Raw genomic sequence first — 16,979 nt, 5'->3', positions numbered from 1 at the left:
CCGTGGCTCGCAAGTGAAATCAACGAAAGGCCAAGCGTGAAGATCTCAGTCATCGGATGCGGTTACCTCGGAGCAGTGCACGCGGCCAGCATGGCCGAACTCGGGCACGACGTCATCGGAATCGATGTCGACGAAACGAAGATCGCCGCACTGGCTGAGGGGCGTGCCCCGTTCTTCGAGCCCGGACTTCCCGAGATCCTGATCTCGGGCGTGAACTCGGGTCGGCTGCGATTCAGCACCGACATCGCGGATGCCGCCGGTGCCGTGGTGCACTTCGTCGCCGTGGGAACCCCTCAGAAGAAGGGCTCCTACGCCGCCGACCTCACCTACGTCGACGCGGCCATCGATGCGCTCATCCCGCACCTCTCCGCGGGCGACCTGGTCGCCGGCAAGTCGACCGTGCCTGTCGGCACGGCAGCCCGTCTCGCCGAGAAGCTCGCGGCATCCGGAACCGACGCGATCCTGGCGTGGAACCCCGAGTTCCTGCGCGAGGGATTCGCCGTGCAGGACACGATCACGCCCGACCGTCTCGTCTACGGCCTCCCGCCCGAGCCCGAGGCCGCCGTGCGGGCCGAGTCGCTCCTGAGCGAGTGCTACGCGACGGCGATCGCGGCTGACACTCCCCTGGTGACCACCGACTACGCCACGGCCGAGCTCGTCAAGGTGTCGGCCAACGCGTTCCTCGCCACCAAGATCTCGTTCATCAACGCGATGGCCGAGATCGCGGAGGTCACAGGCGCCGACGTGACGCAGCTGGCCGACGCCATCGGCTACGACGCCCGCATCGGCCGGCGCTTCCTCGGAGCCGGAGCCGGCTTCGGCGGCGGATGCCTCCCCAAGGACATCCGCGCCTTCACCGCACGTGCCGAGGAGCTGGGCCGTGGTGAGTCCGTCGCCTTCCTCAAGGAGGTCGACGCCATCAACCTGCGCCGCCGTCAGCGGGTCGTCGACCTCGCTGTCGACGCCCTCGACGGCGAGGTGAACGGCAAGCGTGTCGCCGTGCTCGGACTCGCCTTCAAGCCGTTCTCCGACGACATCCGCGACTCGCCGGCCCTCGACGTGGCCGTGCGCCTCAAGGGTCTCGGCGCCGACGTGATCGCCACCGACCCCGAGGCCATCGAGAACTCGCGTCGACTGCACCCGCAGCTCGACTACGTGACCGACACCGCCGAGGCGCTCACCGGAGCCGACCTCGTCGTGATCGTCACGGAGTGGAACGAGTACCGCCAGATGGAGCCGGCGTACGCCAGCGCCCTCGTCGGAGCGAAGATCGTGATCGACGGACGCAACTGCCTCGACGCGGCAGCCTGGCGCGCCGACGGCTGGACCTACAAGGGCCTCGGCCGCCCCTGACGCTCCTCTCGCGGGGGTCCCGGACGCAGTCCGCGGCCCCCGCCCGCTGAGGCCCGGACGCAGTCCGCAGCCGAAGCGCAGCACGAACGCCCCGCCCCAGCCTCACGGCAGGGCGGGGCGTTCCTGCACTCAGTGCCGGGTGAGCACCTGCGACAACGGACGCTTCGGCGAACGCGCCACCCTGTAGCCGTCTGCCGGCGCATGACCGACCGCGATGAGGCAGATGACGTCTTCGGATGCCGGGATGCCGGCCTCCTGCCTCAGCGCGTCGGTGCGGGCGTTGGTCATCGACCAGTTGAGCATGCAGCTCGAGAGCCCCAGGCCGTGCAGCGCCCAGACCAGGGTCATGGCGAACAGCCCGCCGTCGACCCAGCGCTGGTTGCGCTCCCCGGCACCGGCGAACAGACCGCGCTCCACCGTGACGATCATCACGGTGCGCACGTGGTGTCGGAAGCCCGCATTGCCGTTCTGGTGGGCGAGGATGCGGGCGCTGTCCTCAGCGCCCTCGAAGACGTGCACCCGGGCGGCCTGGCGATTGCAGACCGATGGCGTGCTCCCGGCGAGGCGCACGGCCTCGTCGATGAGGCGAGGGTCGACGGGGCGATGCTCGTCGAAGTCACGCACGCTGTGGCGCGAGGCGAAGAACTGCTCCAGCAGCTCGGGATCGATGGCATCGCTCGGCGCCGCCATCGGGCTCACGATGTCGCTCAGTGAGCCGGCGGTGTTCCAGCCGGCCAGCGCTTCGCGCGCATCGACGGCGAAGGCCTGGTAGCCCTCATCGATGGCCGCTCCCGCCGGAACCAGCATCGCGAGTCGCCGATCGACCGCGTCACCGAACGGGTGCTTCGGCGAGCGCAGGCTCAGGCCCTTCTCGACGCGGTGATAGTCCTTCGTCACCTGGGTCTCGAGATGGATGCCCGACAGCTCCGTGCTGGCGGCGTCATCCGTCGGCGCCGCCGTCGTCCTGTAGGCGCGGTAGTCGCGGGCGAACTCCGCTCCCATCGCGAACCGTCTGCGCACCATGCGCACCGGCTTTCGAACCAGTTCCCGTACACCTGCCATGATCTGTCCTCCCCCGAGAGACGGGGCAGATACCCCTCATTCAGGGTACAGACGTGGTGTTAAGGGCGGATTACGGGACGCTGCACATTCGATTTCCCACCGACGCCCCGCCCGCAGAGGCACGGGAGCGAAGCGAGCGCGCCGAAGCGCCATCAACGCGACGTTCCCTCCACCTTCTACATCCAGGACTGGAACGTCTTGATCATGTCCGTCTGCGTCCATCCGGGAACCACGTGACCCTGATCGTGGTACTGAACGATCACCTCGGTCGCGACGGGCCTGGCCTTGTCGGCCAGGGCGAGTCCGTGCTTCGACGGCGTGACGAGCGGGTCGAGCAACGACACCACGGTCTTGACGCGCGTGCCCTTCCACGCCGACTGGTCGAAGCGCGCAGGGTTGGTGGCGATGGCCAGCGCGCGGTTGTTGCCGTACACCGGAGCGATGCGCACGGGGTCGCGGTCGAAGAGGTCCTCCATGTCGTACGTCGCGTTGGCCATGTACATGCCGCGCGCCGCCGGCACGAGCTTCTTGCCGTAGGAGTAGCACATGAGGGAACCGCCACCGGAGTTGCCCCGCATGAAGCTCAGCCCGACCTTCCAGACCGTGCTCACGTACTTCGACACGTTCACCTGAGCCTGGATGGCCGGCTGCGTCGTCCAGAGACTGCCGCCGTAGTTGGCGCAGACGCACACGGCACCCTGGTCGACGGCCATCTCGGCGCCGTACTTGTACGCGCCGTCGATGGACGTGTAGTCCGATCCGTTGGCGTGGAAGAACCACAGCACACCGATGGCCTTCTTCGTCCCGGGAAGCGATGCGTACGGCACGAAGATGCGCACCCTGTCGGTGCCGAGCACCACGTCGATGGCCTCGTACTGCTTCTTGCCGAGCTTCGTCACCCGCACGGCACTGCGGCTCACCTCATAGGGCAGCTTGGGGATGGGCGAGGTCGCGGCCTGCGCGACGCCTCCCGTCGAGAGCGCGCCGAGCAGGAGTCCACCTGCGGCACCGCCCAGCACCGTGCGTCGGTTGAGAAGCGTCGGAAGTGGGGCATCGATCGACGTTGGGCGCGTTCCGGGCATGCTGCCTCCTGGCTCACCGACGGCCCGACCCGCACGTGCGGGCGGCCGATTCGGCATGACTCTAACAACGCGGTGAGGCCGAAAACACGGATGCCTCATGTTGTTAACAGGATCGACACGCAACCGTTTCTCGGGGCGGCGAGGCGTCCTTGCGCTTTGCGGATGCCCCCTATAACTTGTGAGAACCGTGACATGGCCCTCGTCGAGATGGCCACGTTCGGCGCGAGGGAACGGGCAATGATGCTGGACCGATGATGCGGCTCTGGCTACCGACACTCGCTTCCCTGAAGTCCACCCCTCGCGATGTGAACTGAGTTGCAGCATCCGCGCGAGGGAGGAGAACCGATGGCCACCATCGCGATCATCTCGCCTGCCACGGAGTCGAGGGTCTCCGGCACGGTCAATGTCGTCGCCAAGATCACCGGAGGCACGAAGGTCTCCAAGGTGACCATCATCGTCGGCGTTCCGGAGTTCGGCACCCGCGAGGCGAAGGGCGTAGGCGGCGGCAAGTACTACATCGCCTGGAACACCACCAGGAAGCTCGTCGACAACGTCACGCCGACGCCGTCGGACGGGGTCTTCTGGATCCGCGCCCGCGCTGTGGTCGACGGCGTCACCATCACCTCGCCATTCATCGGGGTCGCCACGGCGAACCGATTCCAGAAGGACTCCCTGCCGACGGGCGGATGGCGGTCCGAGTTGGCCTGGGCCGCGAAGTACGACGGCACCCTCGAGCAGTGGAAAGCCGGCCACGGTGCCGTCGTCGGAGCGAAGTACGTGCAGCTCGTCAACGACCCGATCCTGGGGTCGGCGCGCAAGGTCGCCAAGATCTCGGTTCCCGAGAGCGCCCGCTACGACGCCGAACAGCCGACCAAGACCACGGTGCGCTTCCAGTCGTCGAGCCGGCGCAACATCGTCGAGGGCGACGAGTTCTGCGTGGGCTTCGCCTTCATGCCCCCGGCGGACTTCCCCACGGTCTATCCCAAGAACGATCCGGCGAATCCGAAGGGCCCCGACGCCACGGGCTACATAGCGCTGTTCCAGTTCTACGGCCCGCCCTACGTGCAGGGATCTCCGCTGGTGCTGCACGCCGACAGGCGCCTGGCCAGCGACCCGCTCGACGAGTTCGTCATCCGGGGCAACGAGCTGAACGCCGGCGACCCGTGGCCCTACCTGTCCCTTCCCTATCGGCGGGGCCGCTGGACCGACGTGGTGCTGCGCATCCACGTCTCGCGTTCCATCTCGAAGGGATGGATCGAGACCTACGTCAACCAGGGGGCTGCCACGACAGTGCAGCCCGTTCCCTTCGTCAACGGCGCGCACCGCGTGCCCCGCGTGCTCGCCCGCCCTGACTCCGAGGCCTTCCGAACCGACATGCAGATCTACCGCGTCGCGAACAGGTTCCCGGTGGTGTCGATGTACCAGACCGGCCACAGGATCGCCCGCACGGTGGCCGAGGCCGACCCGCGCTCGTACCGCAACGGAGCGAAGCCATGAGCGGCGGCATCCGTCGTCGAACGGTGATCGTGGCCGCCCTCGGTACGGTGGCAGCCGGAGCTACGGCGGTTGCGTTGCTGCCGCGGGATGCCGCACCCGCCGTCCCCGGAGCGGGTGGGGCGTCCAGCCCCACGCCCACGAGCGCCCCGATTCCGACTCGCACGCTCGACGAGGTGCGGACGGAGGCGCTCGGCAGTGCCGGCATGAGACTCGCGGCGAGCCCGTGGAGCGCGGATGCCGCAGCGACGACGACGTGGAGCACGTTGTACGTGTCGTGGCTGCTGCGCGAGAACGCCGTGCCGCAGACGCGCGACGCGCGTGAGCTGTACGAGCACTTCAGCGCTCTCGGCCAGGTCGGAACCGAGCCGCGCGACGGCGCCGTGATCTTCTACAGCGATGGGCCCGTCGAGAGCATCTTCCACGCCGGGTACGTCGAGCGGACGAGTGCGGGTGCCATCGCGACGGTGGAGGGCGATGTGCCGGACTTCCTGCCGCATGACCAGACCTTCGTGCGCCGGTACGGTCAGCCCTGGGACGCCAACATCGTCTACGGCTACCCCGAGTACGTGGTGGCATGAGCCCGTCTCGGCGGAGACTTCTGGCCGGCGTGCTGTTGGCGGTCTACCTGATCGTGCTCGCGCTCGTCGTCCTCTGGCCGGAGCCCGTCGACAAGCCGGCCAACCACGAGGTGTACGCCTCGATCATCTGGTTCCACGAGCACGGCCTTCCGTGGGTCACCTACGACATCATCGAGTTCACGTCGAACGTGGTGATGTTCCTCCCGTTCGGAATCATCCTGACCGTTCTGCTCGGTCGGCGCCTGTGGTGGCTCTCGACTCTGGCGGCCGTGGTCCTCTCGACGGGGATCGAGCTCATCCAACTCGTCGCGCTGCCCGACCGCTACCCCAGTGTGCGCGACGTGATCGCGAACACCGTGGGGGCGCTCATCGGCAGCCTCCTCGTGCTGCTGATCGGCACGCTCATCGCCCGCCGGACATCGACGCCGCGCCGGGCTCAGGGCCACGTGCCCGCGTCAGCTTCTCCTCGCTGAGCACGCGCCCGGCGGAGAAGGTCAGCGGCGGTTCTCGCCGGAGATCGCGCCGAAGAGCCGGGCGACGAGCGCTACCACGATGAGAAGCGGTGCGACCAGGAGCAGGATGCCGGCGGACGCGGCACGGCCGGCGAGCCCATTCAGACCCGAGATCGGCGCTTCGAGCACGACGGCGTCGAAGGTGTCCCCTGTGGATCGCTGCGAAGCGGTCACGTGTGCGGAGCTCATGATTCTCCCGGCCTGCCCGCACTACCCGAAAGCGCGGGACTCCTGAATGCTACCGAGCGATGGTGAACAGTGGCTGGACGGGAACACCCCAGTCCGCGGGGGAATTCCGGGGCATTTCGTGGCCGGAACACCCTCACGGGGTCGTCGTTCGGGAAGATCCCAGATGGCTCATGGTTGAATGCTCGGATGCCTGACCTTCCGGACACTCGTCGCGCCTCACGACGAGGCAAGCGACGTACGCGCCGCGTCTGGATCTGGGCGCTCGCCGGGCTCGGGGTTCTCCTCATCGCCGCCGTGGCCTGGGTCGGCATCCGAGGCTGGATGGCCAAGACCGAGCTGGAGTCCGCCCAGGCGAAGATCTCGACCCTGAAGACGCAGGCTCTGGCATTCGATGTCGAGAAGGCCCAGCGAACCGTGAGCGAGATCTCGGACTCGACCGCATCAGCCGCCTCGCTCACGAGCGATCCCGTCTGGCGCGCCATGGAGCTGGTTCCTGTAGCCGGAGCGAACCTGCACGCGGTGCGCCAGCTGGCGAGCGTCACGAATCTCGTGATGACGGATGTCGCCAGCCCTCTCGTCGGCGTGCTCGGCACGATCAACCCCGCGTCGATCGTTCCCAAGGATTCCGCGCTCGACCCACAGCCTTTCGTGAAGGCAACGCCCGAGGTCGAGCGCGCTGCGACGTCAATGGCGCGTGCACAGAAAGAGATGAAGCAACTCGACACGTCGGGCACCATCCCGCAGATCACCGCCGTTGCGAAGTCCCTCCGGACGCAACTCTCCGAGCTGGCGACGCCGATCGAGACGATGGGTACCGTCATCCCGCTGGTCCCCCAGTTGCTCGGTGCCGACGGACCTCGCACCTACGCCGTCGTCTTCCAGAACAACGCTGAGTCGCGCGCGCTCGGTGGCACTGCCCTCTCGTTCGCCGTTCTCAAGGTCGACGCCGGTCGCATCGCGATCGACTCCATCGTGCCGGCTGGCTTCGATAGTTTCCCGAAGACCGACGGCTCGATCGTTCCCATCCCCGCTGGTGCCGAGGCGGTCTACCCCGATGGCATCTACGGAACCTTCATCGCCAACGCGACGCTCCGCCCTGACTTCGCATCAGCGGCCGAGATCATCCAGGCGAACTTCACCCAATTCCGCGGAACACCTCTCGACGGCGTCATATCGATCGACCCGGTCGCGCTGAGCTACATCCTCCGGGCATCCGCTCCCATGACCATCTCGACCGGCGACGTGATCGACAGCAAGTCGCTGGTGCCTTTCCTGCTCAACACTGTGTACACGCGGTTCGACAGCGGCGCAGTTGGCGAGGACAATCTCGCGCAGGATGCGATCTACGGTGAAGTCGTGCAGGCGACATTTTCTCAGCTCATGGGCGGCTCGCTGGAGCCCAACGCGACTATCGCCGGACTAGGGCAGGGATTGTCCGAGCGCCGCGTGATGCTGTGGAGCGCTCATGAGGACGAGCAGAGGGCGTTCGCTGAAATGAAGGTTAACGGGCCTCTGCCGAAGAGCGATGTCGACACCGAAAGAGTCGGCATCTACCTTCAAGACGCGGTCGGATCGAAATTGAACTACTACCTACGCCAAGCCGTGACGCTCGAGGCCGGTATCTGCGGCGATGGATTACCGAGCTATGGCGTCCAAATCGATCTATCGAGTACCGTGCCTACCGATGCCGAAGATCTGTCGGTGTCGATCACGGGCCAATGGGAGAGGGAGAAGCTCCAGCCCGGCGAGCAACGGGTCATCCTTATGCTCTACGCGCCCCCCGGATCGACGATCACCGGATTGACCGTCGACGGAGTAGATCAGGACGTTCCGGCGCTCCACGACACTCAGTATCCCGTTGGCAAGGTACCCGTTGTCATCGCCCCGGGCGGCGCAACTTCTGTGCATTTCTCCTTCACGACGCCCGGCACTGAAGAAAGAGAACTTGCCGCGGCTGTGACCCCGATGGTGACACCGACCCCCATTACTTCGAAGGGTTTCAATTGTGGCCCGACCCCGTAAGCCAGCGCTCCGGACCCACACGGCTCGACTGGATTTGGCGATCCAATCAGGCACCTCGACGCCCGTCGCCTCGCCCCAAGCCCCGTAACGTTTAAGAAATCCCTGTCGTCGTGAAAGAGCCTGACATTCTCAAGCCGCTCGCCTCAACGTCGGTAAAGGCCATAGTGCCTGTACGTCGGATCACAAATGGGTTGCTCGCAACCGGCGCTGGGCCCCACATCAGGTGGTCAGACAGCCGGATGGCGCCCATCCTCGTCCCGAATCGCTGCCCTGATCGCGATCCAAAGTGCGATCGCCAGAAATGCATTCGTGAAGAAAACGGACGCAGCCGCTCCCGTTGGCCCCGCGACTATCGCACCCGGAACTAGGCCCACCATGCATAGGGCGACCTGACCTGCAACCAATAGGCCGGCGGAACGTTCGAAGCCCCAGGCCTGCAGGACAGAGACTCCGGTTCGCGTCAGTAAAACGATACCGGCATTAAGTATGAAGAACCGCACTGCCCCGGCGGCATCTCGATACTCCGACCCCAGAACTGCCTCAAGGAGCAGCGGTGCCACCCATACCCCGGCAAGGAAAAGAGCCGCCAGCGCGCCAAGCACCACCGACGACTTCGCGCCCATTCTGAAATGGAATCGAGCTGGTTTGCGTGTCGAGAGATGAGGGAGAACGACGGCTGTAATGGTGGTGGCGGCGACACTGAGGGGAGCCACTAGGCGGGAACCCACGGCATACTGCCCCGCAACGATGCCACCCGCAACGGACCCCACGACTGCCACATCCATAAGCAGGACGGACGGCGACACACTCGCGAGTCCGAAGTACGAGGAGCCTCTCCATTGACTAGCGATATTGGAAAGCTTCGCACCGTCTCTGAGTGCTCTGCCCCGAGCGCCGAGCATGGCCTGCGAGAGAACACCTGCCGAGATGCCGGCGATGGCAACACTGAGCGGAAGCGTCGCACTTACGATCCCACCATTCAAAGCAAGCAGGGAGACGATCGTGAGGCTAAGCGTTTTTTCCATCGTCAGCAGTATGCCGGCGGCGACATATCTTCGTTGCGCTATCAGGACGTTCGTAGCCCCGAGGCTCACGAACACCCCGCCAGCCAGGATCACCACCACTCCGACCAATGGAAGAGGGACCGCCAGCCCGCTGCCGATTGCGACGACTCCGACCCCGACTATCAGTCGCGAATAGCCCTCGCCACCTCCGCGCACGGCAGCTTCGGGAGGGGAAAGCCGACTGTAGTCTCTGATACGCATGGTCGGTGTCCCGAAGCTCATCAAACTTCCCAGAAATTGACCGACTCCGAGAAGCGCTGCCGACGTGCCCCAATCCACCACTTCGAGCGAACGGATGGTGACCACAATCGACAGCGCGCTTAGCAGCGCACCAAGTAGGTTCGCTGCAAGATTTGTGGTCGCCCCCGCGGCAAACGCTCTTCGCTCACTCATTCAATTCCTAAGACTGAACGCGCAAACTTTGCTTCGGAGACTGCGTCAAAGCGAACTTCGGGGGTGAACTTAACGGTCGCAAGTATCGCCTCGGCCAGCCCCCTCGCGTCGAGAGTTGAAGTAGCCCCGTTGCCTACTTTCGCGGCGAACCCGACCACAGACGGTGGCCCAGCGACAGCGATACGAACTCCGAGAGCGAACGCCTTCCCCAGCGTCGAGTTCGGTGAATGGGTCGAGTACGCCATGACACTGATGTCGCTCGCAAGCATTACGGCGTTCATCTCACGGTTTGAAATCAACGAGTCTTCGATCCGAATCAACAGGTTGTGCGTGTCAGCGTAGGCAATCCAACCGGCTTTATCGGAGGCCGTCGTGCGCACCGGCCCAAACAGCAACAGTCCGAATTGGTCCCGCCCCACTCGCTCGGCCAAGATTCTGAGCGCTTCCAGGACGAGGGGGACGTTCTTTCTGTCGGTGATCGCCCCCGTGATGCAGAGCCACAACCTGTCGGGCCTGAGATCCAGCTTCTTCTTGAGCCGCTGAGAATCCGCAACCAGCTCGGCGAAAGTCGCGTCGGCTATGAAGGGGTCGACGGCGAAAAGCTCTGTTCCGGACGAAGCAAAGGCGGGTTCGCGTAACCACACCACGGTGACATTCCGCTTCCGGCTCGCGCGCTCGAGGAGTTTCAGTTTTGCAAGATTCTTGATTCTCCGCCGTAGCGGCGCAGGAACTTCCCATCGTGGATCGCGCATTACCAGAAGCCTTATTGGCGGACTCGCCCTCCAACCGAGGCGCAATCCCATCCGTGGCCCGAGAATATCTCCGTGCGGGATGACGATAAGGCTCGCCCTGTGAGCCTTGGCCCTTTCAGACACCACACGAAGGGTTAAACGGGACCTGAACTCCACGCGCACGCCCTCACCGAGGAGTGGCAATAGATTCTGGGCGTACTCCGGTGAGCGGTCGGCACCTTCTGACAGAAGGACGACCGCCTTGCGCCCACTCGCCAATGCTTGATCGCAAAGGATCCGCACGTAAACAAGGAGATGCCCGCTCGTCCCAGACTCAACGATGAGTAGAGTATCCGCGGATAGGGTCACCACCGTTTTGGCCTCTCCTTCAACCGAACATGGCCGGCAAACGCGAGACCAAGCGCGAGCCACAGAAAACGATTCCCAACGATGTCACTCGAAAATTGAGCGTTCGCAACCGTGAACACAATTAGGGCGAAGACGATGAGTTGGAGTGCAGTCCCCCCCTCACGGTAGGAGCGGAAACTGCACACCGATGCCGTACCGACGAGCATCAATAGTCCGATGAGGGCGACGATGCCGCCTTCCAACCAGAATTCCAATTCGATGTTGTGCGGGTAAAGCGTGACACTTCCAGGTTCCACCCAAGACGGCGCGTAGAACGCGAAATTTCCCCAGCCTATTCCTCCGGGTCTCTGCCAAGCTAATTCGGTTGCGAGCTGATAAAGCGGCCCTCGACCGGAGTCATCGCCGACGAGGACGCGTTGGAATCCGATATTTGCTGAGGCTTGGAGCCAGTAGTATCCAAGGCCCAAGGCGACTGCCAGCACAACCAAAGCAAACGGCCGAAGCCGCCGCCTCGAAGCGACAGCCATTAGGGACAATACGGCCGCGATTACGACGCCGAGCAGCGGCCCGCGGCTACCAGTCGTGATGGTTGCGACCAACGATGCAACGATACCGAGCACGATGAGGATGCGATGAACCGGACGCGCCCCGACGACGAGAAGGACAACGCCAACGATGGCGAAAAGGGCGGTCACCCTTGCGATGCCGATGGGGTTCATCCCCAACACTGACAGCCTGCCTGAGCTCGACGCTACGCTCCCGAATAACACGAGTAAGGAGAAGCCAACGCTGAGAACGCTCACGCACGCAACCATGAAACGTACACACTTCTGGTAGTCCGCGAACGCGGCGGGAGCGATAAGTAAAACGAATGCGATGCCGAACCCGAGCATCTTCTGAGTGCCATATGCATTCGGCTCGGTGGCTACCAGACCTGGTACGAGTGTCGCCGCAAACAGCAGCATTAGGGCAGGGTGGCGGATCTGTTTCAGAATCAGCCGAAGTCGGAAGAGTAGCAAGACCGCGACGAGCATTAGAGAGCCGAGCAAATAATCGATGCCACCGACAGATTGCAGTTCGACTGGAAGAACGAGATTTCCGAGCCCGATGGTGACGAGAAGTATCGACAGGACAGCATCTACCGTCCCGATTCGCCCGCTGACACCGCTACTCGCAGGGCCCGGCTCAGCGACGACTGGGGTTGGGTTCATTCTGGCTTCAGACATCGCATGCAATCGTTGCTTGAACGGCCGAAACAATCAGCTCGAGCTGTCGACTCACCGACCAATTCAATGCCACTTCGTGTAGACAATTCTCGGAGATTTCGTCAGCGGCGAGGTTGGTATTGTCGACCCACCGCGCGATCGCTGAAGCGAGATCGGCGACGTCGCCCTTCCGATAATGGTCGCCGGTTACCCCCGGCCGAATGCTCTCCCACTCTGGCATTTGCCCGTAGGCATCGTCGTCGCTAATCACAGGCGTGCCGTGTTGCAAGCTCTGTATCGCAGTAAGCCCGATTGCTGCAGGTACGACACAGACTTTCATTGCCGAATAGATCCGCGCGATATCGACCGCGTCATACATCGACGGCAGAATCCTTAGATCGACGCCAAGTTTGCGCGCTAGGGCGGCAAGCGGTTCGCGCTCGGGGCCCTCACCCACGAGGACGATCGTTACCGGCGAACCTGTTTGCTGAAGCAAGTGGGCAGCTTCTACGAGTAGATGCAATTTTTTCACATCGGTCAACCTGATGATCGCGCCGACGATGGGGCGACTGCCCTCCAATTCCGGACAGATTGACAGTGACTCGGAGCCTCGCTCGTCGAGAGCCTCAAGGCTATTCCCAATGACGACCATCCGTCGGGGGGGGATACCCCATGTTGATGCCAATGGAACGAGCCATCTCGCCGTAGAGAAGAAGAACGTTGGCAAATCGATAGAAGATGAGGCGCAATGCGCGCTTCAATCCGCGTTCCGGACGATGCCACCCGATTGTCCAGAACAACACCGCCTGAGATCGTGCGCGAGCAACGCAGGCAGATAGCCAGGTTGTGACGTATGAGGCGTCGCCGAGGAATACCACGGCATCGTACCGCCGGCGGCCGACGAGACCGAGGACCCGCGACTGCCATTTCAGCGACCCAATCGACCGCACTGGAGCGGCATGGTGGATGCCGAACTCGGCGCTCGGGATGACTGCAATCCCACCTCGCCCTATCGGATCCGACGCGAACTCCACATCCAACCGTTCGTCGGCTTGCAGGGCATCGAAGATCCCTCGTCGATAGTGCGGGGCAAACGGATACACAATCAACACGCGAATGCGTTCGACGGTCATCTTCTCGCCCGAACTGGCTTCGCCGGTCGACCGACGCAGACCGTATCGGCGGGCAAATCGCTCGTTACAAGGGACCCGGCACCGACGATAACTCCCCGCCCTATTGTGACGTTTCCGAGGATTGTCGTACCGAATCCGATGAGATTGTCCCCACCGAGCAGGATGCGACTGCGCTCAAGAAGCGGCTGCTGCTGTATAGACAACGCGGGGTCGGAGAAATCGTGATCGTTCCCGATGAACGCAACCGATGACGACACCATGACATCGTCGCCGATTTCTAAGTGGGTCTGAACGACGACGTCAGCTCCGATATTCACGCGATCACCGACGGCGATATCGACGCCACGCGCAACTCTCGCCCGAGGCCCGACGACGAACTTCTCGCCCCACTCAATGTGGCCGTGACTTTTACCCCAGAGCACCCACCTTCGCGATGTTCGCACCGTGCCGACTGAAACGCGCGCCAGCCACGTCTTCACGACAATGCCCGACTTCGAATTCGCGAACGCTGATAGTGGTTTCGAACCTTCGACAGCATGTACGTAACAACGCGTCGGGAGGTGTCGTCGATCAGGTACTCAACCGGCGTGGAGGCATTGCCGTCGCGCTCATACAGCGACAGCATCACTCGAGCAGCGTCGAGGATCCCTGCCGTGTCGACACCCGTTGTGACAATGACGCCCGTATCAAGTGACTCGGGACGTTCGATATCGTCGCGCAGAGTGACGGCAGGGAAGCCCAGAAGGCTCGATTCCTCGCTAATTGTGCCACTGTCCGATAAGACCAGCTTCGCCTTCAACTGAAGTTGGTTGTAGTCGTTGAACCCGAACGGCGGATGGAATTGCAAACCGCGCGTGAGTTCGGCTGGCTGCCCGTCGAGTCGTTGTCGAGTGCGCGGATGAGTGGAGATTAGGACGGGAAGTTCGTAGTCGCTCGACAACGTGTTCAGCGCCTCAAGCACGGAGGTTAGCCGCGTCGGGTCATCGACGTTCTCTTCGCGGTGTAGAGACACCAAGAAATAGCCCTGCGGCTCCAAGCCGAGGCTATGGAGGACGTCGCTGTCATTGATAGCGTCTGCACTAGCGGCGAGCACCTCCCTCATCGGTGAACCAGTCAGCTGTATCCGCGAGGGATGGATTCCTTCCGCAAGCAGGTTTCGTCGAGCGTGCTCCGTGTAGACGAGGTTGTAGTCAGCGACGTGATCGACGAGTCGGCGGTTTGTCTCCTCGGGTACGTTCTCGTCGAAGCACCGGTTCCCTGCCTCCATATGGAACACGGGAACCTTCATCCGCTTGGCGATCACGGCCGAGATGCAACTGTTCGTGTCACCGAGCACCAGGAAGGCATCCGGGCGCTCACTCTTGATTGCTGCTTCAACCCCAGTTAGCACCGAGCCGAGTACGGCGCCCAGGGAACTCGTGTCCGCACCGAGGAAGATATCGGGCCGCCGCAGCCCTAAGTCCTCGAAGAATACCTCGTTGAGCTCATAGTCATAGTTCTGGCCGGTGTGCACGAGCACGTGATCGGTGTATTCGTCGAGACGCTTGATGGTCTCGGAGAGGCGGATGATTTCCGGCCGCGTTCCGACGACCGTCATCACTTTGAGCTTGCCTGAGCCGGTCATACTGCCTCCGCGAAGGTGTCTGGATTGAGTGGGTCGAAGAGGTCGTTGGTCCAGAAGGCGGTGTAAAGGTCGCCGGATCCCGTGTTCGTGATGTTATGGCTCCACATGGTGGGCATGTCGACCGCCACCGGGTCATTTCCATCGATCTCAATGGAGATGATTTCGTCACTGAACAAGCGCCGCAGGGAGATGACCGCGTTGCCGGAGAGCACCACGAACCGTTCCACCTTACGTCGGTGGAAATGCTGGCCCCGCGTCACCCCCGAAACTGTGGTGGAGAAGGATGTCTGACCAGTGCCGCCGTGCGACTTGAGGATCTCGAAGAACGAGCCGCGCGCATCCGCGTTTCGATGAAGGCGAATCGGAATGCTGCCGGGGACGGAGTACGACCGGTATGAGTTGAAGACGTCGCGGAGGAACGGCGTGGAAATGTCCGGGATCTCCCCCCGCGCGTAGGTCGATCCCATCTCTTCGAGCATCGCAGCCAGGGCGCTCACCGAAATCGTCCGGCTCCGCTCCTCGAGGGCGGCAACGGTCGCGGATCCGATCAGTACGTCAACGACGTCCTGCGCGTGAAGCATCGTTAGTTCGCGATCTACATCGACTACCGGCGTTTCGCCGCGTGCGACCAGGGTTGCGAACGTGGCGAACACCGAGTTGTAGAAAGGGCGACCGTGTTCGCCGAAGATGTTCGGCAACTCGACGTCCTCGAACGCGATACCGAGCGCCGCGCAGCCCTTACGGAGGATCGCGGCCGCACTCTGCTTGGCGTCGCCGTACACAGATCCATTGCCCGACTGCACCGAGTTGGCGAACGTCACGATGGCGGGCCGGTTATCTGCTCGCTCCAGAGCCGTCAAGACTTGGCGAGCGAACTGAACGTTGCCCTCGAGCACTTCTGCGTCGGCACCCCGATTCACCCCAGCGAGATGGACGAGCCGCTCACAACCGTTGAGGAGTCCTACAGCCGTGTTTACATCGAATTCTTCGCCGAGGGAGAGGGAGACTGACTCCACGTTGGACGATGCCAGCGCACCGCGGGTGTGCCAGCCGAGGAATCCGCTGGCGCCGGTGACCACTGTTCGCGCCGCGGTCATCCGATCGCCTCAATCGGCCGCCCAGCGCCCTGAAGCTCGCGCCGAACCTCGGGGATGCTCAAGAGCAGGCGCTCGACTGCAGACACGTCCATCCGGTCGACAGTGTGCGAGTCGTAGTCGGCAAATTGCGTCTGCCGAACGTCGCCTTCATCCACGTAGAGGCTGTAGTTGAGATCACGGGCGTCCGCAGCGATGCGGAAATAGTCGCCCATGTCGGCGGCCCGAGCGAGTTCTTCCCTGCTCGCCAACGCCTCGGAAAGTTTCTCGGCGTGACGGGTACCGATCACGTCGATGTCTGGGGTGACACCAAAGAGATTCGAAACCGCGACTGCGAGGTCCCGCACCGTGCACGACGGCGCCTTCCGGATGAACAGGTCACCCTGCTTGGCGTTTGTGAACGCAAATTCGACGAGCCCGACGGAGTCGTCGAGCGACATCATGAACCGCGTCATGTCGGGGTTGGTTATCGTCAGCCGCTTCCCCTCCTTTAGCTGCCGAATGAACAGTGGGATGACGCTGCCACGTGAATACATGACGTTGCCATAACGCACGCACGAAACCGTGGTCGTCGCATTTGGGTTGTTCAGCCCGTGAGACTGGGCGACCTTTTCCATCATCGCCTTCGACATGCCCATGGCGTTGACGGGGTAGACAGCCTTATCGGTGCTGAGGCAAACCAGCGACCTCACACCATTCGCTTCCGATGCGCGGACGACATTCTCGCTACCGATGACATTCGTCCGCACTGCTTCCATGGGGAAAAACTCGCACGAGGGGACCTGCTTGAGGGCAGCTGCGTGGAACACATAGTCGACATCCTTTGACGCCCGTTCCACGCTGAGGTAGTCACGCACGTCGCCCACGTAGAAGCGCACACGATCATCAGAGATCTCGTGTCGCATGAGGTCCTGTTTGGCCTCGTCGCGGCTCAATATCCGCACCTCGCCTACGCCCTCGGTGAGCAGCTTCTGCGCAACCGTGTGGCCGAAGGAACCGGTGCCGCCGGTGACCAGCACCTTTTTGCCGGAGTAGTGATCTGATTCAGCGTGGTTCACAGCTTTATCTTCC

At 63.1% G+C, this 16,979-nt stretch carries 17 protein-coding genes; 5 read left to right on the top strand and 12 right to left on the bottom strand.

What is annotated here, in order from left to right; translation table 11 throughout:
- Nucleotides 1-36 precede the first annotated feature (36 nt).
- The gene (locus E4M00_RS13005) at nt 37-1,353 is read left to right on the top strand and encodes a UDP-glucose dehydrogenase family protein (RefSeq protein WP_135120924.1); all 1,317 of its coding nucleotides are present in this window, start codon (nt 37-39) and stop codon (nt 1,351-1,353) included.
- A 129-nt stretch (nt 1,354-1,482) separates the two neighbouring features.
- Here the strand turns inward: E4M00_RS13005 and E4M00_RS17985 are convergent, their stop codons facing one another.
- A complete protein-coding gene (locus E4M00_RS17985; RefSeq protein ID WP_204773008.1) occupies nt 1,483-2,415 on the bottom strand; it encodes a nitroreductase family protein in 933 nt (310 codons plus the stop codon).
- 176 nt (nt 2,416-2,591) lie between these two features.
- A complete protein-coding gene (locus tag E4M00_RS12995; RefSeq protein WP_135120923.1) occupies nt 2,592-3,497 on the bottom strand; it encodes a hypothetical protein in 906 nt (301 codons plus the stop codon).
- 345 nt (nt 3,498-3,842) lie between these two features.
- On the opposite strand from E4M00_RS12995, the gene E4M00_RS12990 reads away from it, so the two are divergent.
- The 3 genes from E4M00_RS12990 to E4M00_RS12980 are packed head-to-tail and all read left to right on the top strand — an operon-like array spanning nt 3,843 to nt 6,045.
- A complete protein-coding gene (locus E4M00_RS12990; protein WP_135120922.1) occupies nt 3,843-4,994 on the top strand; it encodes a polysaccharide lyase family protein in 1,152 nt (383 codons plus the stop codon).
- Entirely contained in the window at nt 4,991-5,572 is a 582-nt protein-coding gene (locus tag E4M00_RS12985) for a hypothetical protein (protein WP_135120921.1), read from the top strand. The genes E4M00_RS12990 and E4M00_RS12985 overlap by 4 nt, the downstream gene beginning before the upstream one ends.
- Nucleotides 5,569-6,045 (top strand): VanZ family protein, encoded by a 477-nt coding sequence (locus E4M00_RS12980; RefSeq protein ID WP_135120920.1) that lies wholly within the window; start codon nt 5,569-5,571, stop codon nt 6,043-6,045. The genes E4M00_RS12985 and E4M00_RS12980 overlap by 4 nt, the downstream gene beginning before the upstream one ends.
- 21 nt (nt 6,046-6,066) lie before the next feature.
- Here E4M00_RS12980 and E4M00_RS12975 read toward each other — a convergent pair whose 3' ends face one another.
- Nucleotides 6,067-6,273 carry a hypothetical protein gene (locus E4M00_RS12975; protein ID WP_135120919.1) on the bottom strand — a complete coding sequence of 69 codons (207 nt, stop codon included), beginning with the start codon at nt 6,271-6,273 and terminating at the stop codon, nt 6,067-6,069.
- Nucleotides 6,274-6,594: 321 nt separating this feature from the next.
- Between E4M00_RS12975 and E4M00_RS12970 the strand changes: the two genes are divergently transcribed.
- A complete protein-coding gene (locus E4M00_RS12970; RefSeq protein ID WP_204773007.1) occupies nt 6,595-8,295 on the top strand; it encodes a DUF4012 domain-containing protein in 1,701 nt (566 codons plus the stop codon).
- A 227-nt stretch (nt 8,296-8,522) separates the two neighbouring features.
- Here E4M00_RS12970 and E4M00_RS12965 read toward each other — a convergent pair whose 3' ends face one another.
- The 9 genes from E4M00_RS12965 to E4M00_RS12925 are packed head-to-tail and all read right to left on the bottom strand — an operon-like array spanning nt 8,523 to nt 16,966.
- Nucleotides 8,523-9,752, bottom strand: coding sequence for a lipopolysaccharide biosynthesis protein (locus E4M00_RS12965; RefSeq protein WP_135120917.1), 1,230 nt, complete (start codon nt 9,750-9,752; stop codon nt 8,523-8,525).
- Entirely contained in the window at nt 9,749-10,855 is a 1,107-nt protein-coding gene (locus E4M00_RS12960; protein ID WP_135120916.1) for a glycosyltransferase family protein, read from the bottom strand. The genes E4M00_RS12965 and E4M00_RS12960 overlap by 4 nt, the downstream gene beginning before the upstream one ends.
- Nucleotides 10,849-12,078, bottom strand: a complete 1,230-nt coding sequence (locus E4M00_RS12955) for an O-antigen ligase family protein (RefSeq protein ID WP_135120915.1) — start codon at nt 12,076-12,078, stop codon at nt 10,849-10,851. Before E4M00_RS12955 ends, E4M00_RS12960 begins: the two co-directional genes overlap by 7 nt.
- Nucleotides 12,071-12,709, bottom strand: a complete 639-nt coding sequence (locus E4M00_RS12950; protein ID WP_135120914.1) for a glycosyltransferase family 4 protein — start codon at nt 12,707-12,709, stop codon at nt 12,071-12,073. The genes E4M00_RS12955 and E4M00_RS12950 overlap by 8 nt, the downstream gene beginning before the upstream one ends.
- The gene (locus E4M00_RS12945; RefSeq protein WP_135120913.1) at nt 12,690-13,190 is read right to left on the bottom strand and encodes a hypothetical protein; all 501 of its coding nucleotides are present in this window, start codon (nt 13,188-13,190) and stop codon (nt 12,690-12,692) included. The genes E4M00_RS12950 and E4M00_RS12945 overlap by 20 nt, the downstream gene beginning before the upstream one ends.
- A complete protein-coding gene (locus tag E4M00_RS12940) occupies nt 13,187-13,669 on the bottom strand; it encodes an acyltransferase (RefSeq protein ID WP_135120912.1) in 483 nt (160 codons plus the stop codon). The genes E4M00_RS12945 and E4M00_RS12940 overlap by 4 nt, the downstream gene beginning before the upstream one ends.
- Entirely contained in the window at nt 13,666-14,814 is a 1,149-nt protein-coding gene (gene wecB, locus E4M00_RS12935; RefSeq protein ID WP_135120911.1) for a non-hydrolyzing UDP-N-acetylglucosamine 2-epimerase, read from the bottom strand. Before wecB ends, E4M00_RS12940 begins: the two co-directional genes overlap by 4 nt.
- A complete protein-coding gene (locus E4M00_RS12930; protein ID WP_135120910.1) occupies nt 14,811-15,911 on the bottom strand; it encodes a polysaccharide biosynthesis C-terminal domain-containing protein in 1,101 nt (366 codons plus the stop codon). Before E4M00_RS12930 ends, wecB begins: the two co-directional genes overlap by 4 nt.
- Complete coding sequence (locus E4M00_RS12925) at nt 15,908-16,966, bottom strand: SDR family NAD(P)-dependent oxidoreductase (protein WP_135120909.1); 1,059 nt, start codon at nt 16,964-16,966, stop codon at nt 15,908-15,910. Before E4M00_RS12925 ends, E4M00_RS12930 begins: the two co-directional genes overlap by 4 nt.
- Nucleotides 16,967-16,979 lie beyond the last annotated feature (13 nt).

Origin of the sequence: Orlajensenia leifsoniae (assembly GCF_004570845.1) — a bacterium.
Taxonomy (GTDB): domain Bacteria; phylum Actinomycetota; class Actinomycetes; order Actinomycetales; family Microbacteriaceae; genus Orlajensenia; species Orlajensenia leifsoniae.
Note: the sequence above shows the minus strand (reverse complement) of the source record. Positions and strands in the feature narration are given on the sequence as shown.

Excerpts from the sequence above, each read along its gene's own strand:
- E4M00_RS12990 (WP_135120922.1), top strand. The coding sequence starts at position 3,843 with ATGGCCACCATCGCGATCATCTCGCCTGCCACGGAGTCGAGGGTCTCC.
- E4M00_RS12995 (WP_135120923.1), bottom strand. The coding sequence starts at position 3,497 with ATGCCCGGAACGCGCCCAACGTCGATCGATGCCCCACTTCCGACGCTT.
- wecB (WP_135120911.1), bottom strand. The coding sequence starts at position 14,814 with ATGACCGGCTCAGGCAAGCTCAAAGTGATGACGGTCGTCGGAACGCGG.
- E4M00_RS12955 (WP_135120915.1), bottom strand. The coding sequence starts at position 12,078 with ATGTCTGAAGCCAGAATGAACCCAACCCCAGTCGTCGCTGAGCCGGGC.
- E4M00_RS12980 (WP_135120920.1), top strand. The coding sequence starts at position 5,569 with ATGAGCCCGTCTCGGCGGAGACTTCTGGCCGGCGTGCTGTTGGCGGTC.
- E4M00_RS12985 (WP_135120921.1), top strand. The coding sequence starts at position 4,991 with ATGAGCGGCGGCATCCGTCGTCGAACGGTGATCGTGGCCGCCCTCGGT.
- E4M00_RS12930 (WP_135120910.1), bottom strand. The coding sequence starts at position 15,911 with ATGACCGCGGCGCGAACAGTGGTCACCGGCGCCAGCGGATTCCTCGGC.
- E4M00_RS12945 (WP_135120913.1), bottom strand. The coding sequence starts at position 13,190 with ATGACCGTCGAACGCATTCGCGTGTTGATTGTGTATCCGTTTGCCCCG.
- E4M00_RS12970 (WP_204773007.1), top strand. The coding sequence starts at position 6,595 with ATGGCCAAGACCGAGCTGGAGTCCGCCCAGGCGAAGATCTCGACCCTG.
- E4M00_RS17985 (WP_204773008.1), bottom strand. The coding sequence starts at position 2,415 with ATGGCAGGTGTACGGGAACTGGTTCGAAAGCCGGTGCGCATGGTGCGC.
- E4M00_RS12965 (WP_135120917.1), bottom strand. The coding sequence starts at position 9,752 with ATGAGTGAGCGAAGAGCGTTTGCCGCGGGGGCGACCACAAATCTTGCA.
- E4M00_RS12975 (WP_135120919.1), bottom strand. The coding sequence starts at position 6,273 with ATGAGCTCCGCACACGTGACCGCTTCGCAGCGATCCACAGGGGACACC.
- E4M00_RS12950 (WP_135120914.1), bottom strand. The coding sequence starts at position 12,709 with ATGGTCGTCATTGGGAATAGCCTTGAGGCTCTCGACGAGCGAGGCTCC.